General features: G+C 68.9%; 14 protein-coding genes. 7 read left to right on the top strand and 7 right to left on the bottom strand.

Annotated elements, in window-relative coordinates; all coding sequences use genetic code 11:
- Window positions 1-39 precede the first annotated feature (39 nt).
- A complete protein-coding gene (locus ACYVN4_RS32695; protein WP_460725832.1) occupies window positions 40-3,036 on the bottom strand; it encodes a BTAD domain-containing putative transcriptional regulator in 2,997 nt (998 codons plus the stop codon).
- Window positions 3,037-3,075: 39 nt separating this feature from the next.
- Window positions 3,076-4,746, bottom strand: coding sequence for a PucR family transcriptional regulator (locus ACYVN4_RS32690; RefSeq protein WP_460725831.1), 1,671 nt, complete (start codon window positions 4,744-4,746; stop codon window positions 3,076-3,078).
- Window positions 4,747-4,826: 80 nt separating this feature from the next.
- Here ACYVN4_RS32690 and ACYVN4_RS32685 point away from each other — a divergent pair, with 80 nt between their 5' ends.
- From ACYVN4_RS32685 to ACYVN4_RS32670, 4 genes are all read left to right on the top strand, one after another.
- Window positions 4,827-6,317 (top strand): CoA-acylating methylmalonate-semialdehyde dehydrogenase, encoded by a 1,491-nt coding sequence (locus ACYVN4_RS32685; protein ID WP_460725830.1) that lies wholly within the window; start codon window positions 4,827-4,829, stop codon window positions 6,315-6,317.
- Window positions 6,318-6,360: 43 nt separating this feature from the next.
- Entirely contained in the window at window positions 6,361-7,743 is a 1,383-nt protein-coding gene (locus tag ACYVN4_RS32680) for an aminotransferase class III-fold pyridoxal phosphate-dependent enzyme (RefSeq protein ID WP_460725829.1), read from the top strand.
- 2 nt (window positions 7,744-7,745) lie between these two features.
- A complete protein-coding gene (locus ACYVN4_RS32675; RefSeq protein WP_460725828.1) occupies window positions 7,746-9,245 on the top strand; it encodes a gamma-aminobutyraldehyde dehydrogenase in 1,500 nt (499 codons plus the stop codon).
- A 379-nt stretch (window positions 9,246-9,624) separates the two neighbouring features.
- A complete protein-coding gene (locus ACYVN4_RS32670) occupies window positions 9,625-11,040 on the top strand; it encodes an NAD(P)/FAD-dependent oxidoreductase (protein WP_460725827.1) in 1,416 nt (471 codons plus the stop codon).
- A gap of 117 nt (window positions 11,041-11,157) precedes the next feature.
- On the opposite strand, the gene ACYVN4_RS32665 is transcribed toward ACYVN4_RS32670, so the two are convergent.
- Window positions 11,158-12,285, bottom strand: a complete 1,128-nt coding sequence (locus tag ACYVN4_RS32665) for a metallophosphoesterase (protein WP_460725826.1) — start codon at window positions 12,283-12,285, stop codon at window positions 11,158-11,160.
- 83 nt (window positions 12,286-12,368) lie between these two features.
- Between ACYVN4_RS32665 and ACYVN4_RS32660 the strand changes: the two genes are divergently transcribed.
- Window positions 12,369-12,839 (top strand): Lrp/AsnC family transcriptional regulator, encoded by a 471-nt coding sequence (locus ACYVN4_RS32660; protein WP_460725825.1) that lies wholly within the window; start codon window positions 12,369-12,371, stop codon window positions 12,837-12,839.
- Between the two features lie 85 nt (window positions 12,840-12,924).
- Here the strand turns inward: ACYVN4_RS32660 and ACYVN4_RS32655 are convergent, their stop codons facing one another.
- Together ACYVN4_RS32655 and ACYVN4_RS32650 are read right to left on the bottom strand one after the other, a co-directional pair.
- On the bottom strand, window positions 12,925-13,551 hold the full coding sequence (locus tag ACYVN4_RS32655; RefSeq protein ID WP_460725824.1) for an HD domain-containing protein: 627 nt from the start codon (window positions 13,549-13,551) through the stop codon (window positions 12,925-12,927).
- Window positions 13,552-13,622: 71 nt separating this feature from the next.
- Complete coding sequence (locus ACYVN4_RS32650) at window positions 13,623-14,198, bottom strand: TetR/AcrR family transcriptional regulator (protein WP_460725823.1); 576 nt, start codon at window positions 14,196-14,198, stop codon at window positions 13,623-13,625.
- Window positions 14,199-14,318: 120 nt separating this feature from the next.
- Between ACYVN4_RS32650 and ACYVN4_RS32645 the strand changes: the two genes are divergently transcribed.
- Together ACYVN4_RS32645 and ACYVN4_RS32640 are read left to right on the top strand one after the other, a co-directional pair.
- Window positions 14,319-15,263, top strand: coding sequence for an MBL fold metallo-hydrolase (locus tag ACYVN4_RS32645; protein WP_460725822.1), 945 nt, complete (start codon window positions 14,319-14,321; stop codon window positions 15,261-15,263).
- Window positions 15,264-15,314: 51 nt separating this feature from the next.
- Complete coding sequence (locus ACYVN4_RS32640; RefSeq protein WP_460725821.1) at window positions 15,315-16,304, top strand: SMP-30/gluconolactonase/LRE family protein; 990 nt, start codon at window positions 15,315-15,317, stop codon at window positions 16,302-16,304.
- 45 nt (window positions 16,305-16,349) lie between these two features.
- Here ACYVN4_RS32640 and ACYVN4_RS32635 read toward each other — a convergent pair whose 3' ends face one another.
- Together ACYVN4_RS32635 and cobA are read right to left on the bottom strand one after the other, a co-directional pair.
- Window positions 16,350-17,813, bottom strand: coding sequence for an MFS transporter (locus ACYVN4_RS32635; RefSeq protein WP_460726799.1), 1,464 nt, complete (start codon window positions 17,811-17,813; stop codon window positions 16,350-16,352).
- A 76-nt stretch (window positions 17,814-17,889) separates the two neighbouring features.
- The gene (gene cobA / locus ACYVN4_RS32630) at window positions 17,890-19,098 is read right to left on the bottom strand and encodes a uroporphyrinogen-III C-methyltransferase (protein WP_460726797.1); all 1,209 of its coding nucleotides are present in this window, start codon (window positions 19,096-19,098) and stop codon (window positions 17,890-17,892) included.
- Window positions 19,099-19,130: the final 32 nt, after the last annotated feature.

Genomic DNA, 19,130 nt, shown 5'->3' with positions numbered 1-19,130 from the left:
AAACACGGCAGTACTCGCCGACCCGATCCTGCCCGCACCTCAGCCGTTCTCCAACAACGCGAGTCCGGCGTGCGCCCGCTCACGTGCCTCCAGCACGGTGGGTGATCCGGCGGCCGGGATCTCCAGCACGGCCGCGTAATACTGCCGGGCCGCCGCTGGATCGTCGTCGCGCACCGCGTCACCCAGCCCGCGGAGCGCGCCTGCGTACATATCGATCGCGCCCGTGGAACGCGCCAGCTCGGCAGCCCGCTGATAGTCCGCGCGCGCCGCCGCGACATCTCGTCCCGCACTCGCGGCTCCGGCTCCGGCTCCGGCTCCGGCTCCGGCTCCGGCTCCGAGCAGAATGTCGCCTCGGCGGGTGAGCAGGTCGGACATGTCTGCGGCCCAACCCAATTCGGCGTTCACCGCGACCGCCTCGTCGATCAGGGCCAGCGAGGCGGAGCGGTCGCCGCGTCGCTCGGCGACGGCGGCCAGCTTGTCGAGGGTGGCTGCGATCGCCCAGCGGTCGCCGATCGCGCGGAATCCCGCCAGCGCGGCAGTGAAGTCCGGCTCGGACTCTTCAGGGCGACCGGACATGAGCAGTCCCATACCGTCTCCCATCCGCAGGAACGCCTGCGACCAGGCGTCCGGCCCGAACAGGCGGCGCAGGTCCGCGGGATCGCCGGGCAGCATGCCGCCCGCCATGGCGAGCAGCAGCACCAGCTGCGGCTGCCGCAGCGGAGATTCCAGCGCGGCGACATCCGCCGCCGCCCGCTCGGCCTGCATGGCGAGATCGCCGCGCCCGCGCGCCGCCACGGCGACACACAGGGCATACCGCTCGATCTCCAGACCTCGCGTTGCCTCGGCGGCACCGCCCATGGACATTCCGGCAGCATCCACCGACATTCCGGCGGCGGCCACTCGTATCCCGGCAGCGTCCACTGTTCTCGCGGCCCGGTTCTGGCCGGGATCCTCTCCGGGCGAATGGATTCCGGCCACGAGCACGCCGGAATGACGGGGTGGATCCAGTTGCGGCAGTGTGCGGTTCGCGAGGGCCGGGGCGTCGCCGGGGCGGCCGGTGAGCCACCAGTACCAGGCTTGGGCGGCGATCAGGCGGGCGGCGAGGGACGGGTCGGCGGTGGCGGACCAGTGCAGGGCGGATTGGAGGTTGTCGTGGTCGGCGGCGAGGAGGTGGAGGTGGTCGAGTTGGGTTGCGGTGCGTAGCAGGGGGTCCGAGGTTTCGGCGAGGGTGGTGAAGTATTCGGCGTGGGAGCGTTGGGTGGTGGCGTGGTCGCCGGATTCGAGAGCGCGGGTGTGAGCGAATTCGCGGATGGTTTCGAGCATGCGGTAGCGGCCCGCGGAAACGTCGAGGAGGGACTTGTCGGCGAGGTCGGCGAGGAGGTCGTCGATGTCGTCCAGGTCGCAGACGTGCTGAGCGGCCGCAGCGGTCGCGCCGCCGGAGAAGACCGAGAAGCGTTGGGCCAGTTGTTGTTCGGCGGGGTCCAGCAGGTCCCAGCTCCAAGCCACGACGGCCTGGAGGGTTTGATGGCGGGGCTGGGCGGTGCGGTCACCGCGGGCCAGTAGGCGGAAACGGTCGGAGAGGCGGGCGTCGATCTCGGCGAGGTCGAGGGTGCGCAGGCGGGCGGCGGCGAGTTCGATGGCCAGGGGCAGGCCGTCGAGACGAGCGCAGATGCGCGCGACCACGGCGATGGTGCCCGCGTCGACGACGAAGCCGGGGCGGACGGCGGCAGCGCGGTCGGCGAAGAGGCGGACTGCGGGGGCCGAGAGTTGGTCGGCCAAGGCTGAATCTGTCGGGGCCGTGGGTAACTGCGGCACCGGGAACAGTGCTTCGCCGGTGACGCGCAGTGCTTCTCGGCTGGTCGCCAGAATTCGTAGGCCGGGGCAGGCGGTCAACAGCCGGTGCGCGAGCTGCGCGACGCCGAGCACCACCTGCTCGCAGTTGTCGACAATCAGCAACATCGGCCGGTCGGTCAGCATGGCGATCAGCTGGGATTCGGAGTCGCGTGGACCCCCACTACGTTCGGCCAGGTCCCGGCCACCCAACGCGGTCGCGACGGCCGCGGCCACCTGCGTATCGTCCAGCAGCGCAGCCAATTCGACGAAACACACCTCGCCGCGCACCCGGCTACCGGCGGCGAGCGACAGCCGCGTCTTGCCGGTGCCACCCGGCCCGATCAGCGTAACGAGCCGGGACTTCGCGATCAGCGGCACCAACCGCGCCAACTCCTCCTCGCGCCCCACAAAGCTGGTGAGCGGCGTCGGCAGCCGCCGATTCGCCACTCCTGCAACCTCATCCGCGCGCAGGATCGCCAGGTGAGCGTCCATCAACTCAGCGGAAGGGTCGGCCCCGAGTTCGTCGGCGAGCAGCCGCCGCCCTTCTTCGAACGATTCCAAAGCCTCGGCCTGCCGCCCCGCCGCATACAGCCCGCGCATGAACAACGCCCGCGCACGCTCCCGAAGTGGATGCGCCGCAACCAATTCCGCCAGTGCCGCCAATACCGACTCCGACTCCCCCACCGCCAAAGCAGCTTCGGCCCGATCCTCCTCGACACCCAATCGCGACTCGGCCAGCCGCGCCGCCGCCGCCTCGGCGAACGGTGCATCCCGCACATCCGCCAACGCGGGCCCCCGCCACAACCCCAGCGCCTCTTCCAGCACAGTCACCGCCGCGCCAGGATCCCCGTCCCGCAACGACTTCCGCCCCAGCCCGGCCAACTGCCCGAACCGCAGTGCGTCTACCGCTTCCGCCTCGACCGCCAATCGATAACCCGCCCCGGTCGATTCGACGAACTCCCCCTCCCCGACCCCGGCGCGCAAGGCCCGCCGCAACCGCGAAACCTGCGACTGCAACGCATGCCCCGCATCCCCCGGTACATCCTCCCCATACAACTCGTCGACGAGCCGCTCCCGCCCGACGACCCGCCCCGCCGCCAAAGCCAACGCCGCCAACAGGGCCCGCACCTGCGGCCCACCGACCGGAAACGGACTCCCATCCGCCCGCCGAACCTCAACAGGCCCCAAGATCCCGAACTCCACCCGGCCAGTATGCCCGCCCACCAAACGCGTTCCGATCGACTAGGGGTGGGTGCGAGTGGGCAGCAGGTCGCGGATCAGGAGGGCGGTGTGGAGGGAGGTTCGGGTTTCGCCGTGGGTCAGGTCGACGGAGAGGATGCGTTCGATGCGGGATAGGCGGTCGTAGAGGGTGGGGCGGCTGATGGTGAGGCGTTTGGCCAGTTCGGTTTTGTTGCCCGCCAGGTCGAGGTAGAGGCGGAGGGTGGCGGTCAGGTCGGTGTTGTTGCGGATGTCGTGGCGGAGCAGGGCGGAGAGTTCGGTTTCGGCGAAGTGTTGGACGCCGGGCTCGTCGCGGATGAGGGAGAGCAGACCGCGGAGGCGGATGTCGCCGCTGCGGTAGAAGGGGCGGGGGGTCGAAGGAGCCAGGGAGAGGGCCACTTCGGCGACGTGGGTGGCGTGTGAAAGTTCGCGGGCGGTGTCGAGGAGAGAGTCGGACGCGTGACCCGCGCCGATGACGGCGCGGGTGACGCCGGGGACTCGGCGAATCTCGGCGAGTACTGCAGCGCAGATCGTGGTGAGGGCAGTGTCGAGGTCGCCGCTGCGGGAAATGGCCAGCAGCAGGATGATTCGGTTGCCGTGCTCGGGCGCGGCCAGAGCTGTCGCTTTGGACAGGGCGACGCCGTGCATAGCCGCGTCCAGGAGGGCGGTCGTGCGGCGTTGCTGCGCAACCGGATCCGACGCGGACACGCCCTCGAGCTCGGTAGCCGCGATATCCACGGCCAAGGGGACATACCGGGCACGGCGAGCGAGACCGAGGGCCGCGGCCAACGCGACGGCGTCGCGCTCATCACCGAGGCGGCCGGTGACCATGTCATCGATGAGCCCCGTCTGCGCCTGTCGATGCAGACCGAAGCGGTCGCGCTCGATCATGCGGTGCAGGGTGAGGGTCTGCGCCGCCCGCTCCAGCACCATGCGGGAGCGGGTGGTCGATACCTCGCCGGTGCCGGCAACGGACTCCGCCAGGCCGATCCCGGGCGCGGTCGGCGCGAGTGCCGGGCGCAGGATAAGGCGGCCCCACGGCTGGGTTGGCTGGCCTACCGGGACGACGGTGGGGTCGGTGTCGGGGAGAAGACGGGAAACGTGTTCCCACTGTTCGAGAAGGGCCGGGGTGCCGATGTGGCGGGCGGTCAAGGCCAGCACGCGGTGGGTGACGTCTTCGAGGACGATCGAGGTGTCCAGCATTCCGGCAGCGGTCTTCACGATTTCGGCGAGCGAGGCGCGCCGGACGCTGAGGGCGGTGAAGGTTTCGTGGACCGTGCGCGCGAATTCCAGCTCCTCGTACTGGTCGGCCACGATCACCCGGTGCACCGCCTCGGTGATCTCCACGAACCGCACCACCCGGTGCAGCGCCACCACCGGCATGCCCAGCCGATCCGCCGTCGCCGCCACGATCGGCGGCAATTCCCGCAGGTAGGTGCCCAATTCGACGACCAACCCGGAAACCCCGGCCGCGGCGAGGGATTCCAGATAGGCGACGGTCGCGGCGTCCGCACCGGCCAGCGCCTGCCCGGTGGTGAGGATCAACTCCCGCCCGACCAGCAGTTCGGCGACCTCCGGCAGTTCGCTCACGTGCACCCACCGCACCGGCCGATCCAGCGTGCCGCCGCCCGCGAGCTCGGGCTGCCCGGCCTGCACCACGGGCATGGCTACGATGTCGGCAACGGTGAGGAGCACCGACGAATCGTAAAACGAAGCTCGAAATCGCGCACACAATGTCGGGGTCCAACCGGTGGGTAAGGGCGCAGAGTATGGGCATGAACAGCATCGGACATTGGCTCGACGGCAAACCCTTCGCCGGTTCCAACACCGCCACCGCCCCCGTCACCAATCCCGCCACCGGCGTGGTGACCGGGCAGGTCGCCCTGGCCTCCGCGGCCGATGTGCGCGCGGTCGTGGACGCCGCCGCGGCCGCCTTCCCGGCCTGGCGCGACGCCTCCCTGGCCCGCCGCACCCAGGTGCTGTTCCGCTTCCGCGAACTGCTCAACGAGCGCAAGGAGGAACTGGCCGCGATCGTCACCGCCGAGCACGGCAAGGTGCTCGCCGACGCCGTCGGCGAGGTGACCCGCGGCCTGGAGGTCGTCGAATTCGCCTGCGGCATCCCGCATCTGCTCAAGGGCGGCTACACCGAGAACGCCTCCACCAAGGTCGACATCTTCTCGGTGCGCCAGGCGCTGGGACCGGTGGCGATCATCTCGCCGTTCAACTTCCCGGCCATGGTGCCCATGTGGTTCTTCCCCCTCGCCATCGCGGCCGGGAACACCGTGGTGCTCAAGCCGAGCGAGAAGGACCCGTCGGCGTCACTGTGGCTGGCCGAGCTCTGGCAGGAGGCCGGACTGCCCGACGGCGTGTTCAACGTGGTCCAGGGCGACAAGGTGGCGGTCGACGAACTGCTGGAAAACCCTGCGATCAAGGCGATCTCGTTCGTCGGTTCCACCCCGATCGCCAAGTACGTCTACGAGCACGGCACCGCCAACGGCAAGCGGGTGCAGGCGCTCGGCGGGGCGAAGAACCACATGGTGGTGCTGCCCGACGCCGACCTGGACCTGGCCGCCGACGCCGCCGTCAACGCGGGCTTCGGCTCGGCGGGCGAACGCTGCATGGCCATCAGCGCGCTGGTGGCGGTGGGCGAGATCGCCGACGCTCTGGTCGAGCGAATCAACCAGCGCGCCAAGACCATTCGCACCGGCGACGGTACCCGCGGCACCGATATGGGCCCGCTGGTCACCAAGGCGCACCGCGACAAGGTGGCGAGCTACATCGCGGCGGGCGAAACCGCCGGGGCCACGGTCGTTCTCGACGGACGCACCATCGAGGCGGACGGCGCGGCCGACGGATTCTGGCTCGGCCCCACCATTCTCGACCACGTCACCCCCGACATGAGCGTCTACACCGACGAGATCTTCGGCCCGGTGCTCTCGGTCGTCCGTGTCGAGAGCTACGACGAGGCGATGGCCCTACTCAACGCCAACCCGTACGGCAACGGCACCGCCCTGTTCACCAATGACGGCGGCGCGGCGCGGCGGTTCCACAACGAGGTGGAGGTCGGCATGGTCGGCATCAACGTCCCTATTCCGGTGCCCATGGCCTACTACAGTTTCGGCGGCTGGAAGAACTCCCTGTTCGGCGATTCGCATGCGCACGGCACCGACGGCGTGCACTTCTTCACCCGCACCAAGGCCGTCACCACCCGCTGGCTCGACCCCAGCCACGGCGGCCTGAACCTCGGCTTCCCGCAGAACCACTGAGCCCGCAGAACACTGACGACCGCGACACCGAAAAGGACATGCCATGACACTGCCCAATGGTCTGACTCCGGACGCGGCCCGCGAAAAGGCCGCGCGCGCCTACGAATTGGACCGCAAACACGTCTTCCACTCCTGGTCGGCGCAGAAGTCGCTCAACCCCATGGTGATCACTGCCTCCCAGGGCAGCTATGTGTGGGACGGGGACGGCAACCGGCTGCTGGACTTCTCCTCGCAGATGGTCAACACCAATATCGGACACCAGCATCCGAAGGTGGTGGCCGCGATCCAGCAGCAGGCGGCCACCCTGTGCACCATCGGCCCGGCGTTCGTCAACGACGCCCGCTCGGAGGCGGCGCGGCTGATCGCCGAACGCACTCCCGGTGAGCTCAACCGGATCTTCTTCACCAATGGCGGCGCGGACGCGGTCGAGCACGCGGTGCGCATGGCACGGCTGCACACCGGGCGCTACAAGGTGCTTTCGCGCTACCGGTCGTATCACGGCGGCACCGAGACCGCGGTCAACCTGACCGGCGACCCCCGCCGCTGGCCCAACGACCACGGCAACACCGGCACCGTGCACTTCTTCGGACCGTTCCTGTACCGCTCGCAATTCCACGCCACCACCGAGGCGGAAGAGTGCGAGCGGGCGCTGGAGCATCTCGAGCAGACGATCATGTTCGAGGGGCCCAGCACCATTGCCGCGATCATTCTCGAGTCGGTGCCGGGCACGGCCGGGATCATGGTGCCGCCGCCCGGGTATCTGGCCGGGGTGCGGGAGCTGTGCGACCGCTACGGCATCGTGTTCATCGCCGACGAAGTGATGGCGGGCTTCGGCCGCACCGGAAAGTGGTTCGCCATCGACCATTTCACCGGTGGACGGGGCGCGGGCGTGGTGCCGGACCTGCTCACCTTCGCCAAGGGCGTCAACTCCGGGTATGTGCCGCTCGGAGGTGTCGCCATCGCACCGCACATCGCCGCGACCTTCGAGGACCGGGCCTACCCGGGTGGGCTCACCTACTCGGGACATCCGCTCGCGACGGCCGCGGCCGTCGCGACCATCAATGCCATGGCCGAGGAACGCATCGTCGAGAACGCCGCCGATATGAGCGACCGGGTGATCGGCCCGGCGCTGCGCGAATTGGCCGAGCGACACCCGAGTATCGGCGAGGTCCGCGGACTGGGCGTGTTCTGGGCGATCGAACTCGTCCGCGACCGCACGACCCGCGAACCCCTCGCCCCCTACGGCGGGACCAGCCCGGCCATGACCGAGACCGTCGCCGCGGCCAAGGCGGCCGGACTGCTGCTGTTCGTCAACTTCAACCGCCTGCACGTGGTCCCGCCCTGCACGATCTCCGAAGCCGAGGCCAAGGAAGGCCTGGCCATTCTCGATCACGCGCTGACCATCGCCGACGGGCATACGGTGTGAGCGTGACCCAACAGCCGCAAGACGAACAGCTGCAATACATCGGCGGCGCACGGCAATCCGGTTCGGGTGCGCCACTGACGATCACCGCCCCGGCCACCGGGGAGGAGATCGTCACTGGTGCGGGCGCGAATGCCGCCGACGTGGAAACGGCCGTGGCCGCCGCACAGGCGGCCTTCCCCGGCTGGGCGGGGCTCACGCCGGGCGCGCGATCGGACCTCATGCACGAGTGGGCGCGGGTATTACGTTCCCGCGCCGACGAATTCGCGGCGGTCGAGAGTTCCAACGCAGGCAAGCCGATTCGCCTGGCCACCGAATTCGACGTGCCCGGCACCATCGACAACACCGCCTTCTTCGCCGGTGCCGCACGACATCTCGACGGCAAGGCGGCCGCCGAGTACTCCGGCGACCACACCTCCTCGATCCGCCGGGAGCCGCTCGGCGTGATCGGGTCCATCGCGCCGTGGAACTATCCGCTGCAGATGGCGGCCTGGAAGATCCTGCCCGCCGTGGCCGCCGGAAACACGGTGGTGCTCAAGCCTTCCGAGCTGACCCCGCTCACCTCGCTGCTGTTCGCGGAGGCCGCGACGGCGGCGGGCATCCCGCCCGGCGTCATCAATGTCCTCACCGGAACCGGTGCCGAGGCCGGGCAGCCGCTGGTGGAACACCCTGCGGTGGCGATGGTTTCGTTCACCGGCTCCACCGCCGTGGGCAAACGCGTGGCCGCCACCGCCGCCGGTGCGGTCAAACGGGTGCACCTCGAACTCGGCGGCAAGGCACCGTTCGTGGTGTTCGACGACGCCGACCTCGAGGCGGCCGCACGCGGCGCGGTAGCCGGGGCCTTGATCAATGCCGGTCAGGACTGCACGGCCGCCACCCGCGCATACGTGCAAAGGCCCCTGTTCGAGGAATTCGTCGGCCGCGTCGCCGATCTCATGGACCGGGTCCGGCTCGGACCGGTACAGGATCCGGAAACCGATATGGGCTCCCTGATTTCCCGCGCGCATCGCGACAACGTGAGCGCCATGGTGGAACGCGCCCGCGAATCCGGTGCGAAAATCGTGCGCGGCGGCCGAATTCCGGAACACACCCCGGACGCGGGCGCGTATTACGAACCCACCCTGATCACCGGGGCGGCCCAGTCCGCGGAGATCGTGCAGCGGGAAATCTTCGGTCCCGTACTGGTCGTCCTGCCGTTCGACACCGACGACGAGGCCCTCGCCCTGGCCAACGACACCCCCTACGGCCTGGCCGCTTCGGCCTGGTCACGCAGCGTATTCCGGACCCAGCGGGCCGCCCGCGAAATCCGGGCGGGCTGCGTGTGGATCAACGACCATATTCCGATCGTCAGCGAAATGCCGCACGGCGGGTACAAAGCCTCCGGATTCGGAAAGGATATGTCCGCCTACGCATTCGAGGAGTACACGAATATCAAGCACGTCATGTCCGATATCACCGCGGTCGCGCGCAAACCCTGGCACGAGGTGATCTACCGCGCCGAGTAACGGCGACGACACGGAATCCGCCGATTCCGGCATTCGACCCGGCTTTGGGTTATCCTCACGGCACACGTCATGTTCTGAGGTGGTTACCGTGGAAACCCGCACCGCCGGGTTCGACCCGAGGCTGCAGGATGCGGCCATGAATATCGCCGGGCAGCTGCGCATGCGCCGCCGCTGCGACGATCGCGCCGCCACCAGCTGAATCATCCGAAAGCCGCCGACTGGTCCCCTCGCGGGTGACCATCGGCGGCTTTCGCGTATCCCGAACCCGCCGCGCGGCCGCAGATCGGCTCTCCGACAGGGGGTTCGGGGCAAGCCCCTGACAATCCCGAGAGCCGGGATTCGCCGTCTCGCACGGCAGGAGCGAAGGAGTTGATCGGCCATGTCGGCCAAAGGAAGCAAACTGTCGGCGTCGGCACTCATCGATGCAGCGCCGACGCCGTACTGGACCGACCGGCCCGAGCGGCCGACCCCCACCGACCCCCTGACCACCGCCACCGAGGCGGACCTGGCCGTCATCGGCGGCGGTTACAGCGGACTGTGGACCGCGCTGCTGGCCAAGGAACGCAATCCCGGCACCGACGTGGTGCTGCTGGAATCCGGGCTGTGCGGGCACGCCGCCTCCGGGCGCAACGGCGGATTCTGTTCCGCCAGCCTCACCCACGGGCTGGCCAACGGCATGGAACGCTTCCCCGACGAGATCGACCAGCTCGAACGATTGGGCCGCTCCAACCTCGACGATATCGAGAAGGCCATCCTGCGCTACGGCATCGACTGCGACTTCGAGCGCACCGGCGAGATGGAGGTCGCCACCGCGCCGCACGAGGTCGACTGGCTGCGCGAGAGTCACGACGCGGCCGAATCCCTCGGCTACCGCACCGAATTGCTGGATGCCGGGCAGGTGCAGGGCATGGTGCACTCTCCCACCTATCTGGGCGGGTGGTGGGATCGCGACGGGGTCGCCATGCTGGATCCGGCGCGACTGGCGTGGGGATTGCGGCGCGCCTGCATCGAATCGGGGGTGCGCATCTACGAAGGCACTCCCGTGCAACGGATTTCGAAATCGTGCGCGGGGACGCTGACCCTGCACACGCCGCACGGCGAGCTGCGCGCGCCCCGGGTCGCGTTGTGCACCAGCGCCTTCGCGGGACCGCTGCCCAAGGTGTCGCGCCACGTGGTGCCCGTCTACGACTACGCCCTGATGACCGAACCGCTCACCGCCGAACAGCTCGACAGCATCGGCTGGCACACCCGCATGGGACTCGGCGACGCCTCCTACCGGTTTCACTACTACCGGCTGACCAGCGACAATCGCATCCTGTTCGGCGGCTACGACGCGATCTACCACTTCGGCAACCGCATCGCCCCGACCCTGGAGTACAACGAGGCCACCTTCGAAACCCTGGCGGCGCACTTCTTCCAGACCTTCCCGCAACTCGACGGGCTGCGCTTCACCCATCGCTGGGGCGGCGTCATCGACACCTGCGGCCGCTTCTGCGCCTTCTTCGGCTCCGCCTACAAGGGCAAACTCGCCTACGCCGCGGGCTACACCGGCCTCGGCGTGGGTGCGACCCGCTTCGGCGCGGAGGTCATGCTCGACCGCCTCTGGAACCTCGACACCGAACGCACCCGCCTGCGCCTGGTCCGCTCCCGGCCGCTGCCGCTGCCGCCGGAACCGTTGCGCTCCGCGGGAATTCACCTCACCCGCTGGTCCCTGGCCCGCGCCGACGCCCACCAGGGCCGCCGCAACCTGTGGCTGAAGACCCTCGACTACACGGGCTTGGGGTTCGACAGCTGAACGGCCGACATCGCCCGTCATTCCGGCGCGTACTTGGCCGGAAATCCACACGGCAGGTGTGGATCCCGGCCAAAAGCACGCCGGGATGACGGGCGATGCTGCGCGCTGTCGGGCCGGTTACTTGGCGGTGCGCAGGATCAGGACGGTGATCTCGCTGGGGGCGAAGAGGCGGAGTTGCGGACCCCAGAAGCCGGTGCCACGGCTGGTGTAGAGCTGGGTGTGGTCGCCGTGGCGGGACAGGCCCGCCACCACCGGCTGGTCGAGGCGGACCAGGTAGCGGAAGGGCCAGATCTGGCCGCCGTGGGTGTGGCCCGAAATCTGCAGGGCCACACCGGCGGAGACCGCGTCGGTAACCTGCTTGGGCTGGTGAGCCAGGAGCACGACGGGGAGGGCGGGGTCGGCTCCGGTCAGGGCCGTGCGGATGTCGGGGCCGTGGCCGGGCAGGGCCGCGCCGGTGGGGTCGTCGATGCCCGCGAGCACGAGACTGTCGCCGTTGCGGGTGATGACCTGGTGCTCGTTGCGCAGCGGCCGCCAGCCCAGGCCGGACATGTGATCGATCCAGCCGGGAGCGTCACCGAAGTACTCGTGATTGCCGGTGATGTAGTACCGCCCGTACTCGGCCTCGACCTTGCCCAGCGGATCCACCTGCGCCTTGCGCGCGGCCACCGAACCGTCGGCGAGATCGCCCGCGTGACAGGCGATATCGGGGCGCTGGGCGTTGACCTCGTCGACCACCCGCTCCGACCAGCGCAACCGATCCGTGGCGGCGAAATGGGTGTCCGTGACCACGACCAACCGCAGCCCGTCCAGGCCCGCACCGAGATTCGGGATATCGACCTCGACCGTGCGCACCCGCGGCAGGCGACGCGCCTCGTAGATCGCGTACGCGGTCAGCACCGCCCACACCGCCAGCACCCCGACCGCGACGACCCGCGAGCGGGCCGGATCGTCCACGCCCGCGACCGCGAGCACGCCGCGCACCACCGCACCGATCACCGACCAGGTGAACCCGACCCACATCACGCCCAGCAGCGTGTCCCCGATCAGGGACGCGGCATCGGACTGCCGGGGGCCGTGCCCGAGCAACATGCCCGCCGGCAACGCGAGATAGCCGAGCGCGAACACCGCGGTACCCAGCCAGAACGCGGGCCCGGACAGGGTGGTGTACACCAGCAGCCACCACGGCAGGGCGAACAGGAGCGCGGGAATCACGAGGAACAGAACCGCGCGCGGTACGTACTTCACGGGAGATCATCCTTGTCGGACGGAAAGCGCCGGATTCGGCGTGCTATCCAACGTACCGTGCCCATCGGGAAGGATGATCTCTCGTGACCGATCAGACCCGCGCAGCCCCGATCCTCGACGACATCTCCAAGCGGATCATCGCCCAGCTGCAGGAAGACGGCCGCCGCGCCTACGCCACCATCGGCAAGGCGGTCGGCCTCTCGGAGGCGGCGGTCCGCCAGCGCGTGCAGAAGCTCGCCGACGCCGGTGTCATCCAAATCGTGGCGGTCACCGATCCGCTACAGGTCGGACTGTTCCGGCAGGCCATGATCGCCATCACCGTCGACGGCCCGGTGCAGCCGGTGGCCGACACCCTCGCCGCCATCGAGGAGATCAACTACGTGGTGGTGTGCGCGGGCCGCTACGACATCCTCTGCGAAGCGGTGTGCCCGGACGACGAGGCCCTGCTCGACCTGGTGTCCAACCGGATTCGCGGCCTGGCCGGAGTCCGCCACGCCGAAATCATGGTCTACCTGAAACTCCGCAAGCAGACCTACAAGTACGGCACTCGCTAGACCGCGTTGTATCCCGGCCACAACACGCCGGGATGACGAGGGTTCACGCTCACGCCGGGTTGCCGAGGGATTCGCGGTCGGATGTCTAGTCGGTGAGGGCGGCGATTTCGGCGGAGAGGTTGGCGCGGGCGGCGGTTTCGTAGCGGGCGCGGGCGGTCGGGGTGCGGAACAGCTCCGGTTGTTCGGCCAGGGCTTTGAGCACCGCGGCGCGGCCCGGGCGGAAGAGATTGTCGGGGACGTGGGCGTATTCGGCGCGGACGGCGGCGGTGTAGGCCGCGTAGCTCGCCGGGTCGGCGGCGAGGATGGCGAGGTCGGCGTCGCAGAGGACGGCACCGTTGCGGTCGGCGGGATCGGGGTGGTGGCCGCCGGTCAGGCGGACCAGGCGGGCCACCTCGGCGACCGTGTCCGGGTCGACTCCCAGGGTGGGCAGGGTGGTTTCGGCCAGGCGGGCGCTGGCCTCCTCGTTGTCGCTGCCGTCCATGGCGTAGACGGCATCGTGGAAGAAGGCGGCGTAGCGGACGGCGTCCAGGTCCTCGGCGTCGGCGGCCAGGTCCTCGATGACCGCGAGCATGGCGGCCAGGTGCTCGACGGTGTGATAGCGGCGGTGCGGCTCGCTGTAGCGGCGGACCAGGTCCTCGCCGACGGTGCGTGCTTGCGGCCCGGCCAATTTCGTCCAACGGTCCAGCAGATCCGCGTGCAGGCTATTCCCCATCGGGGCAGTGTGACCGAACTTCGGTCCGGAGAAAACCCCTTCGGCACGGTGGTTTTCGCCACCCACACCGATCAGGCGGTGCCGAGGGTGAGGTAGCGCTGAATGGTCGGCCCGATATCGGCGACGACCTGCTCGGGGGTGAGCGCCACCACCGGGGGCAGCCGCAACACATAGCGGCACAGCGCGAGTCCCAGGATCTGGGTGGCGATCAGGCCCGCCCGGTGCGGCGCGTCGGCGGGATCGCCGAAGCGCAGCACGGCGGGCATGAGCTGACCGGTGAAGATGCGTTGCATCCGCTCGTGCACCTCCTCGTCGGTCACCGCAGAGCGCAGCAGGGTGAGCAGGATGTCGCTGGTCGGTGGCTGCTCCCACAGTTCGAGGAAGCGCCCGGCCAGCAGCGCGCCCAGCGAATCCGATTCGGCGGCACCGAGATCCGGCAGCTCCAGGTCGACATCCAGTGCGGCGTCGAACAATCCGTCCTTGTTGCCGTAGTACCGCATCACCATCGAGGGATCGATGCCGGCGTCGGCGGCAATCGCGCGAATGGTCGCCTTGCGATAGCCGTCCTCGGCGAAGCGGCGGCGGGCTGCCTCCAGAATGGCGGCCCGGGTGGCGTCCGAGCGCCGGGGAGTCGTCTCCACATTCATGCCCACAAGCGTAGGCCAACATCTGTTGACAGACAAACATGACCTCGCTACCGTTAATGCCAACAGACGTTGACCAACGCTTGTTGACCTTGAAAATGATTGCGTAGCAAGGACGAAGCCATGAACGACCAGACCCGCGAACTCGCCGAGCGCCCGCAGGACTACCTCGGCCCCAACCTCAACCCGGCCGGACTGCAACTGCTGCCACACGAGATCGGGCCGGGCGTGCACGCACTGCTGGCCAATATCCCGCCCAAGGACAACAACGGGGTGATCGTCGGAAACGACGCCGCGCTGGTCATCGACGCGGGCATCAACGGCGCTGTCTCCCAGCAGATCCAGGGCCTCGTCGCCGGGCTCACCGACAAACCGCTGCGCTACCTGGTCAATACGACCTATCACGGGGACCACACCTTCGGGAACGCCGCCTTCCCGGAGTCGGTCACGATCATCAGCTCACGCGCCAATCGCGACAGCATGCGCGACCTCGACTACGAGAAGCAGATGCGCTTCGGCAATATGCGCGGCGACGAGAACCCCCTGGCCGCCGTCACCGTCTGGCGCAAGCCGGAGGTGGTCTTCGACCGGTATGCCGAGATCGACCTGGGCGGAAAAACCGTGCAGCTGTGGCACTTCGGACCCGGCAACGGGCCCGGCGACACCATCGTCTTCGAACCCGAGACCGCGACCGCGTGGACAGGCAATTTCTTGATGAGCGCCGGGCTGCCGCCCATGCTGCTCGAGGGCGGGCCGGGACCATATCTGGAAAGCCTGCGCGCCATGCAGCAGACGCTGCCGGTGAAGCTGGTGGTGCCCGGTCACGGACCGATGGGCGACGGCCCGGCGGCGCTGCACAACTTCATCGAGTACCTCGAACTGCTGCGCGACGAGGTCGGCAAGGCCGTCGCGGCGGGTTGGACGGTCGAGGAGTCGATCGAGCGCATCCCCACGCCCGCGCTGCTGCGCCTGCCAGCGAATGTGCATCCGACCCCGGAGTTCGAGCAACTGCTGGGCCATCTGCACCGGCTGAATGTGCTCGCGGCCTACCGGGATGCACAGCCCTGAGCGACATCCCGATCGGTATCCACGACGCGCGCGGGGGTGTTGGATGAAGTCATGTCTATGCAGCCCCGACGCTGGACGCCGCCCAAGGCGACGCCGCGCGCGCACGAAAGCCACAGCGAGCCACCGATGCCGCCGGTGAGACTGCTCGAAGTGCCCGGCCAAGGGCCCGAGGATGTGGTGGTCGCCGCCGACGGCAGAGTGATCGCGGGCCTGGCGAACGGCGCGCTGGTGGCCGTCGATCCCAGCGACGGGACGGTCGAGGAGATCGGGCACACCGGCGGGCGGCCGCTCGGGTTGCACGCCAATCCCGATGGGTCACTGCTGGTCTGCGACGCCGAACGCGGACTGCTACGTCTGGACAAGCCGGGCGGACAGTTCGAGGTGCTGGTGTCCGAGGTCGACGGGGTGCCGTTGAACTTCACCAGCAATGTGTTCGCCGACGGCGACACCGTCTACTTCTCCGAGTCGACGCGGCGCTGGAAGCTCGAGGAGTACATGGGCGACATCATCGAGCACTCCGAGACCGGGCGGCTGCTGCGGCGCAATCCGGACGGCAGCGTCGAAACCCTCGTCGACGGACTGAAATTCGCCAACGGCATCGTGCTCGCCCCGGACCGCTCCTGCGTGCTGGTCGCCGAGACCGGCGGCTACAGCATCACCCGCTACTGGCTGAGCGGGCCGAAGGCGGGCACCCACGACTATTTCGTCGAGAACCTGCCCGCCTTCCCCGACAATATGGGCCTCGGCAGTGACGGGCTGATCTGGGTGGCACTGGTGTCGCTGCGAAATCCGCTGCTGGACATGCTGCTTCCGCTGCCCGGCGTGCTGCGGCAGTTGGTATGGGCGATCCCCGAACGGCTGCAACCGAAACCGCAGCGCACCATCTGGGTGCAGGCCTTCGACTTCGACGGCAGGCTGGTTCACGACCTGCAGCGGGAGGGCACCGATTACGCCATGGTCACCGGGGTCGCCGAACAGGACGGAGTGATCTACCTGGGCAGTCTCAGCGAATCGGCGATCGCAGTGACGCGAGTGCCCTGATGGCGTTGGATTCCGGCCAAGAGCACGCCGGAATGACGGAGGGGCTCAGTTCTTCTGGGCCTCGTCCTGGGCGTGCTGGGCCTGGGCAAGCTGCGCGGGCGTGTAGCGCAGCGTCAACGCGAGCACACCCATGATGGCGGTGCCCAGCGCGCACACCAGCAGGACGAAGGTGTACCCGTGGCCGAGCGCGTCGATGGCGTGCTGCGACATCTCGCTCACCTTGCCCTTGGCGCTCTTGTCCAGCGACAGCGTGCGCGACAGGGCGACCGGGCTCAGAATGCCGACCGCGAACGGGGTGCCCATGTTCATGAACATCTGCCCGACCGCCGACAGCGGGCCGATATGGGCCATGTCCACGCCGACCAGCACGCACAGCGGCAGGATCACAATGGCGACGCCGATGCAGAAGCCCACGATCGACATCATGACCAGCAGCGTCGGGAAGTAGTCGGCCGAACTGTCCAGCGTCGAACCGAAATACAGCGCGCCCGACAGCACCGCCGCCGCGGCCAGCAGCAGCCAGCGCGCCTTGACGTACATGCACGCCTTGGACGCCACCGCGGTGCCGACACCCGCGCCGAGGGTGAACGGGATGCTGGCCAGACCGGCCTGCAAAGGGCTGTAGCGCAACACGTTCTGCAGGAACTGGGCGACGAAGAAGGTGGTCGCGCCGAGCACGCCCGACGCCAGGAAGATGGCGGCGAAGGTGATCACGCGGTCGCGGCTGTCGAACAGCGACCACGGCAGCAGCGGGTTCTTCACATCACGCTCGGCGAAGACGAACACGAGCAGCAGGATGAGGCCGCCGATCAGCGCACCCAGGATGATCGGGCTGTTCCAACCCATTTCGGGTCCTTCGGTGGCGCCGAAGACGATCGACACACACGCGACCGTGCCCAGGATCGCACCGCGCACATCCATCGACATGCGCTGGTGCGCGGTGTCACGCAGCTGGTAGATCGCACCCCAGACGATGAGGGCGCCGATCGGGACGTTGATCCAGAAGATCCAGCGCCAGTCCACCTGGGTGAGCGCGCCGCCGATGACCAGACCACCGACCGAGCCGACGCCGACCATGGATCCGAAGATGGCCACGGCCTGATTGCGCGCCGGGCCGGGCGCGTAGGTGCTGGCGACCAATGCGAACGCGGTCGGCGCGGCGATCGCGGCACCCGTGCCCTGCAAGGCGCGGGCTGCGATCAGCCACGCCTCGTTCTGCGCGGTACCGCACAAGGCCGAGGCGAGTGTGAACAGGGCGACGCCGATGATCAGCATCCGCTTGCGGCCGAACGAGTCGCCGAGTCGTCCGCCCAGGAGCATCAGGCCCGCGAACGGCAGGCCGTAGGCGGTAACTGTCCAGGCGCTACCCGCGCTGGACAGGCCGAGCTGCTCTTGTAGTCGCGGCAGCGCCAAGATCATGACGGTGCCGTCGAGCACCACCATCAGCTGCAACCCGCTCAAGACGAGAATGGCGAGCCCGAACGCCCGCTTGGTCACCGGATACTGCATCGTCGCAGCGGGGTTATCGAGCACCCGCCCACTGTAGTGGATGCAGTGGGCGGGGCATCGGCCTCGCTGTGTGCAGTCAGGTCCGGTCGGATTCTGGTGCGCCTGCGGTGAAACCGGCGGTGGGGCCGATGACGATGATCGCGGGTGGGCGGATGGCTTCGGTGCGGACGCGTTCGGCGATGGTCGAGAGGTCGGCGCGGAGGATGCGCTCGGTGCGGAGGCTGCCTTCTTGGATGACGGTGGCCGGGGTTTCGGGGGCGCGGCCGCCGGAGATCAAGGCGTCGGCGAACTTTTCGATGCGTTCGACGGCCATGAGCAGGACGATGGTGCCGCGCAGGTGGGCCAGGGCGGGCCAATCGACCAGGGAATCCGGGTGATCGGGGGCTACGTGGCCGCTGACCACGACGAATTCGTGGGTGACGCCGCGATGTGTGACCGGAATACCGGCCAGGGCAGGCACCGAGATCGCGCTGGTGACACCCGGGACCACCGTCACCGGGATGCCCGCGTCGACGCAGGCTTCTAGTTCCTCGTAGCCGCGGCCGAAGACGTAGTTGTCGCCGCCCTTGAGGCGGACCACGAACTTGCCCGCCTTCGCGCCCTCGATGAGGGCGGCGTTGATGTGCTCCTGGGCCATGGCGCGGCCGTAGGGGATCTTGGCGGCGTCGATGACCTCGACGTCGGGGCCGAGTTCGGCCAGCAGCTCCGGCGGCGCGAGGCGGTCGGCCACAACGAGATTCGCGCGGGCCAGCAGGCGACGGCCGCGCACGGTGATCAGGTCCGGGTCGCCGGGGCCGCCGCCGACCAGGGCGACGCCGGGGGTGACGGGGGCCGAATCATCGGTCACCACACCGGATTGCAGAGCTTCCAGCAGGGCGTTCCGCACGGCGGCGGAGCGGCGGTGGGCACCACCGGCGAGCACGCCCAGGGTCATGCCGTCGTAGCGGGCGGTGGCCGGGGTGACGGCGGTGCCGAGGCGGGCGGTGTCGGCGCGCACGCAGAACACGCGGCGGCGGGTGGCCTCGGCGACCACGGCCGCATTGGTCTCGGGTTCGTCCGTGCAGGCCATCACGTACCAGGCGCCGTCCAGATCGCCGTCGGCGTAGGCACGCAATTCGACGGTGAGCTGGCCGGAGGTGGCCATGCCCTCGACCGCCGGGGTCACCTCGCGGCTGATCACGTGCACATCCGCGCCGGAGGCGATGAGCAGCCCGAGCCGCCGCTGCGCGACCGTGCCGCCGCCGACCACGACCACGCGGCGACCGTTCAGATCGAGGCCGACCAGGTAGTTCGGGTCACCGGTCGGGGCTTGCGAAT

It is taken from the genome of Nocardia heshunensis, assembly GCF_054782115.1.
Note: the sequence above shows the minus strand (reverse complement) of the source record. Positions and strands in the feature narration are given on the sequence as shown.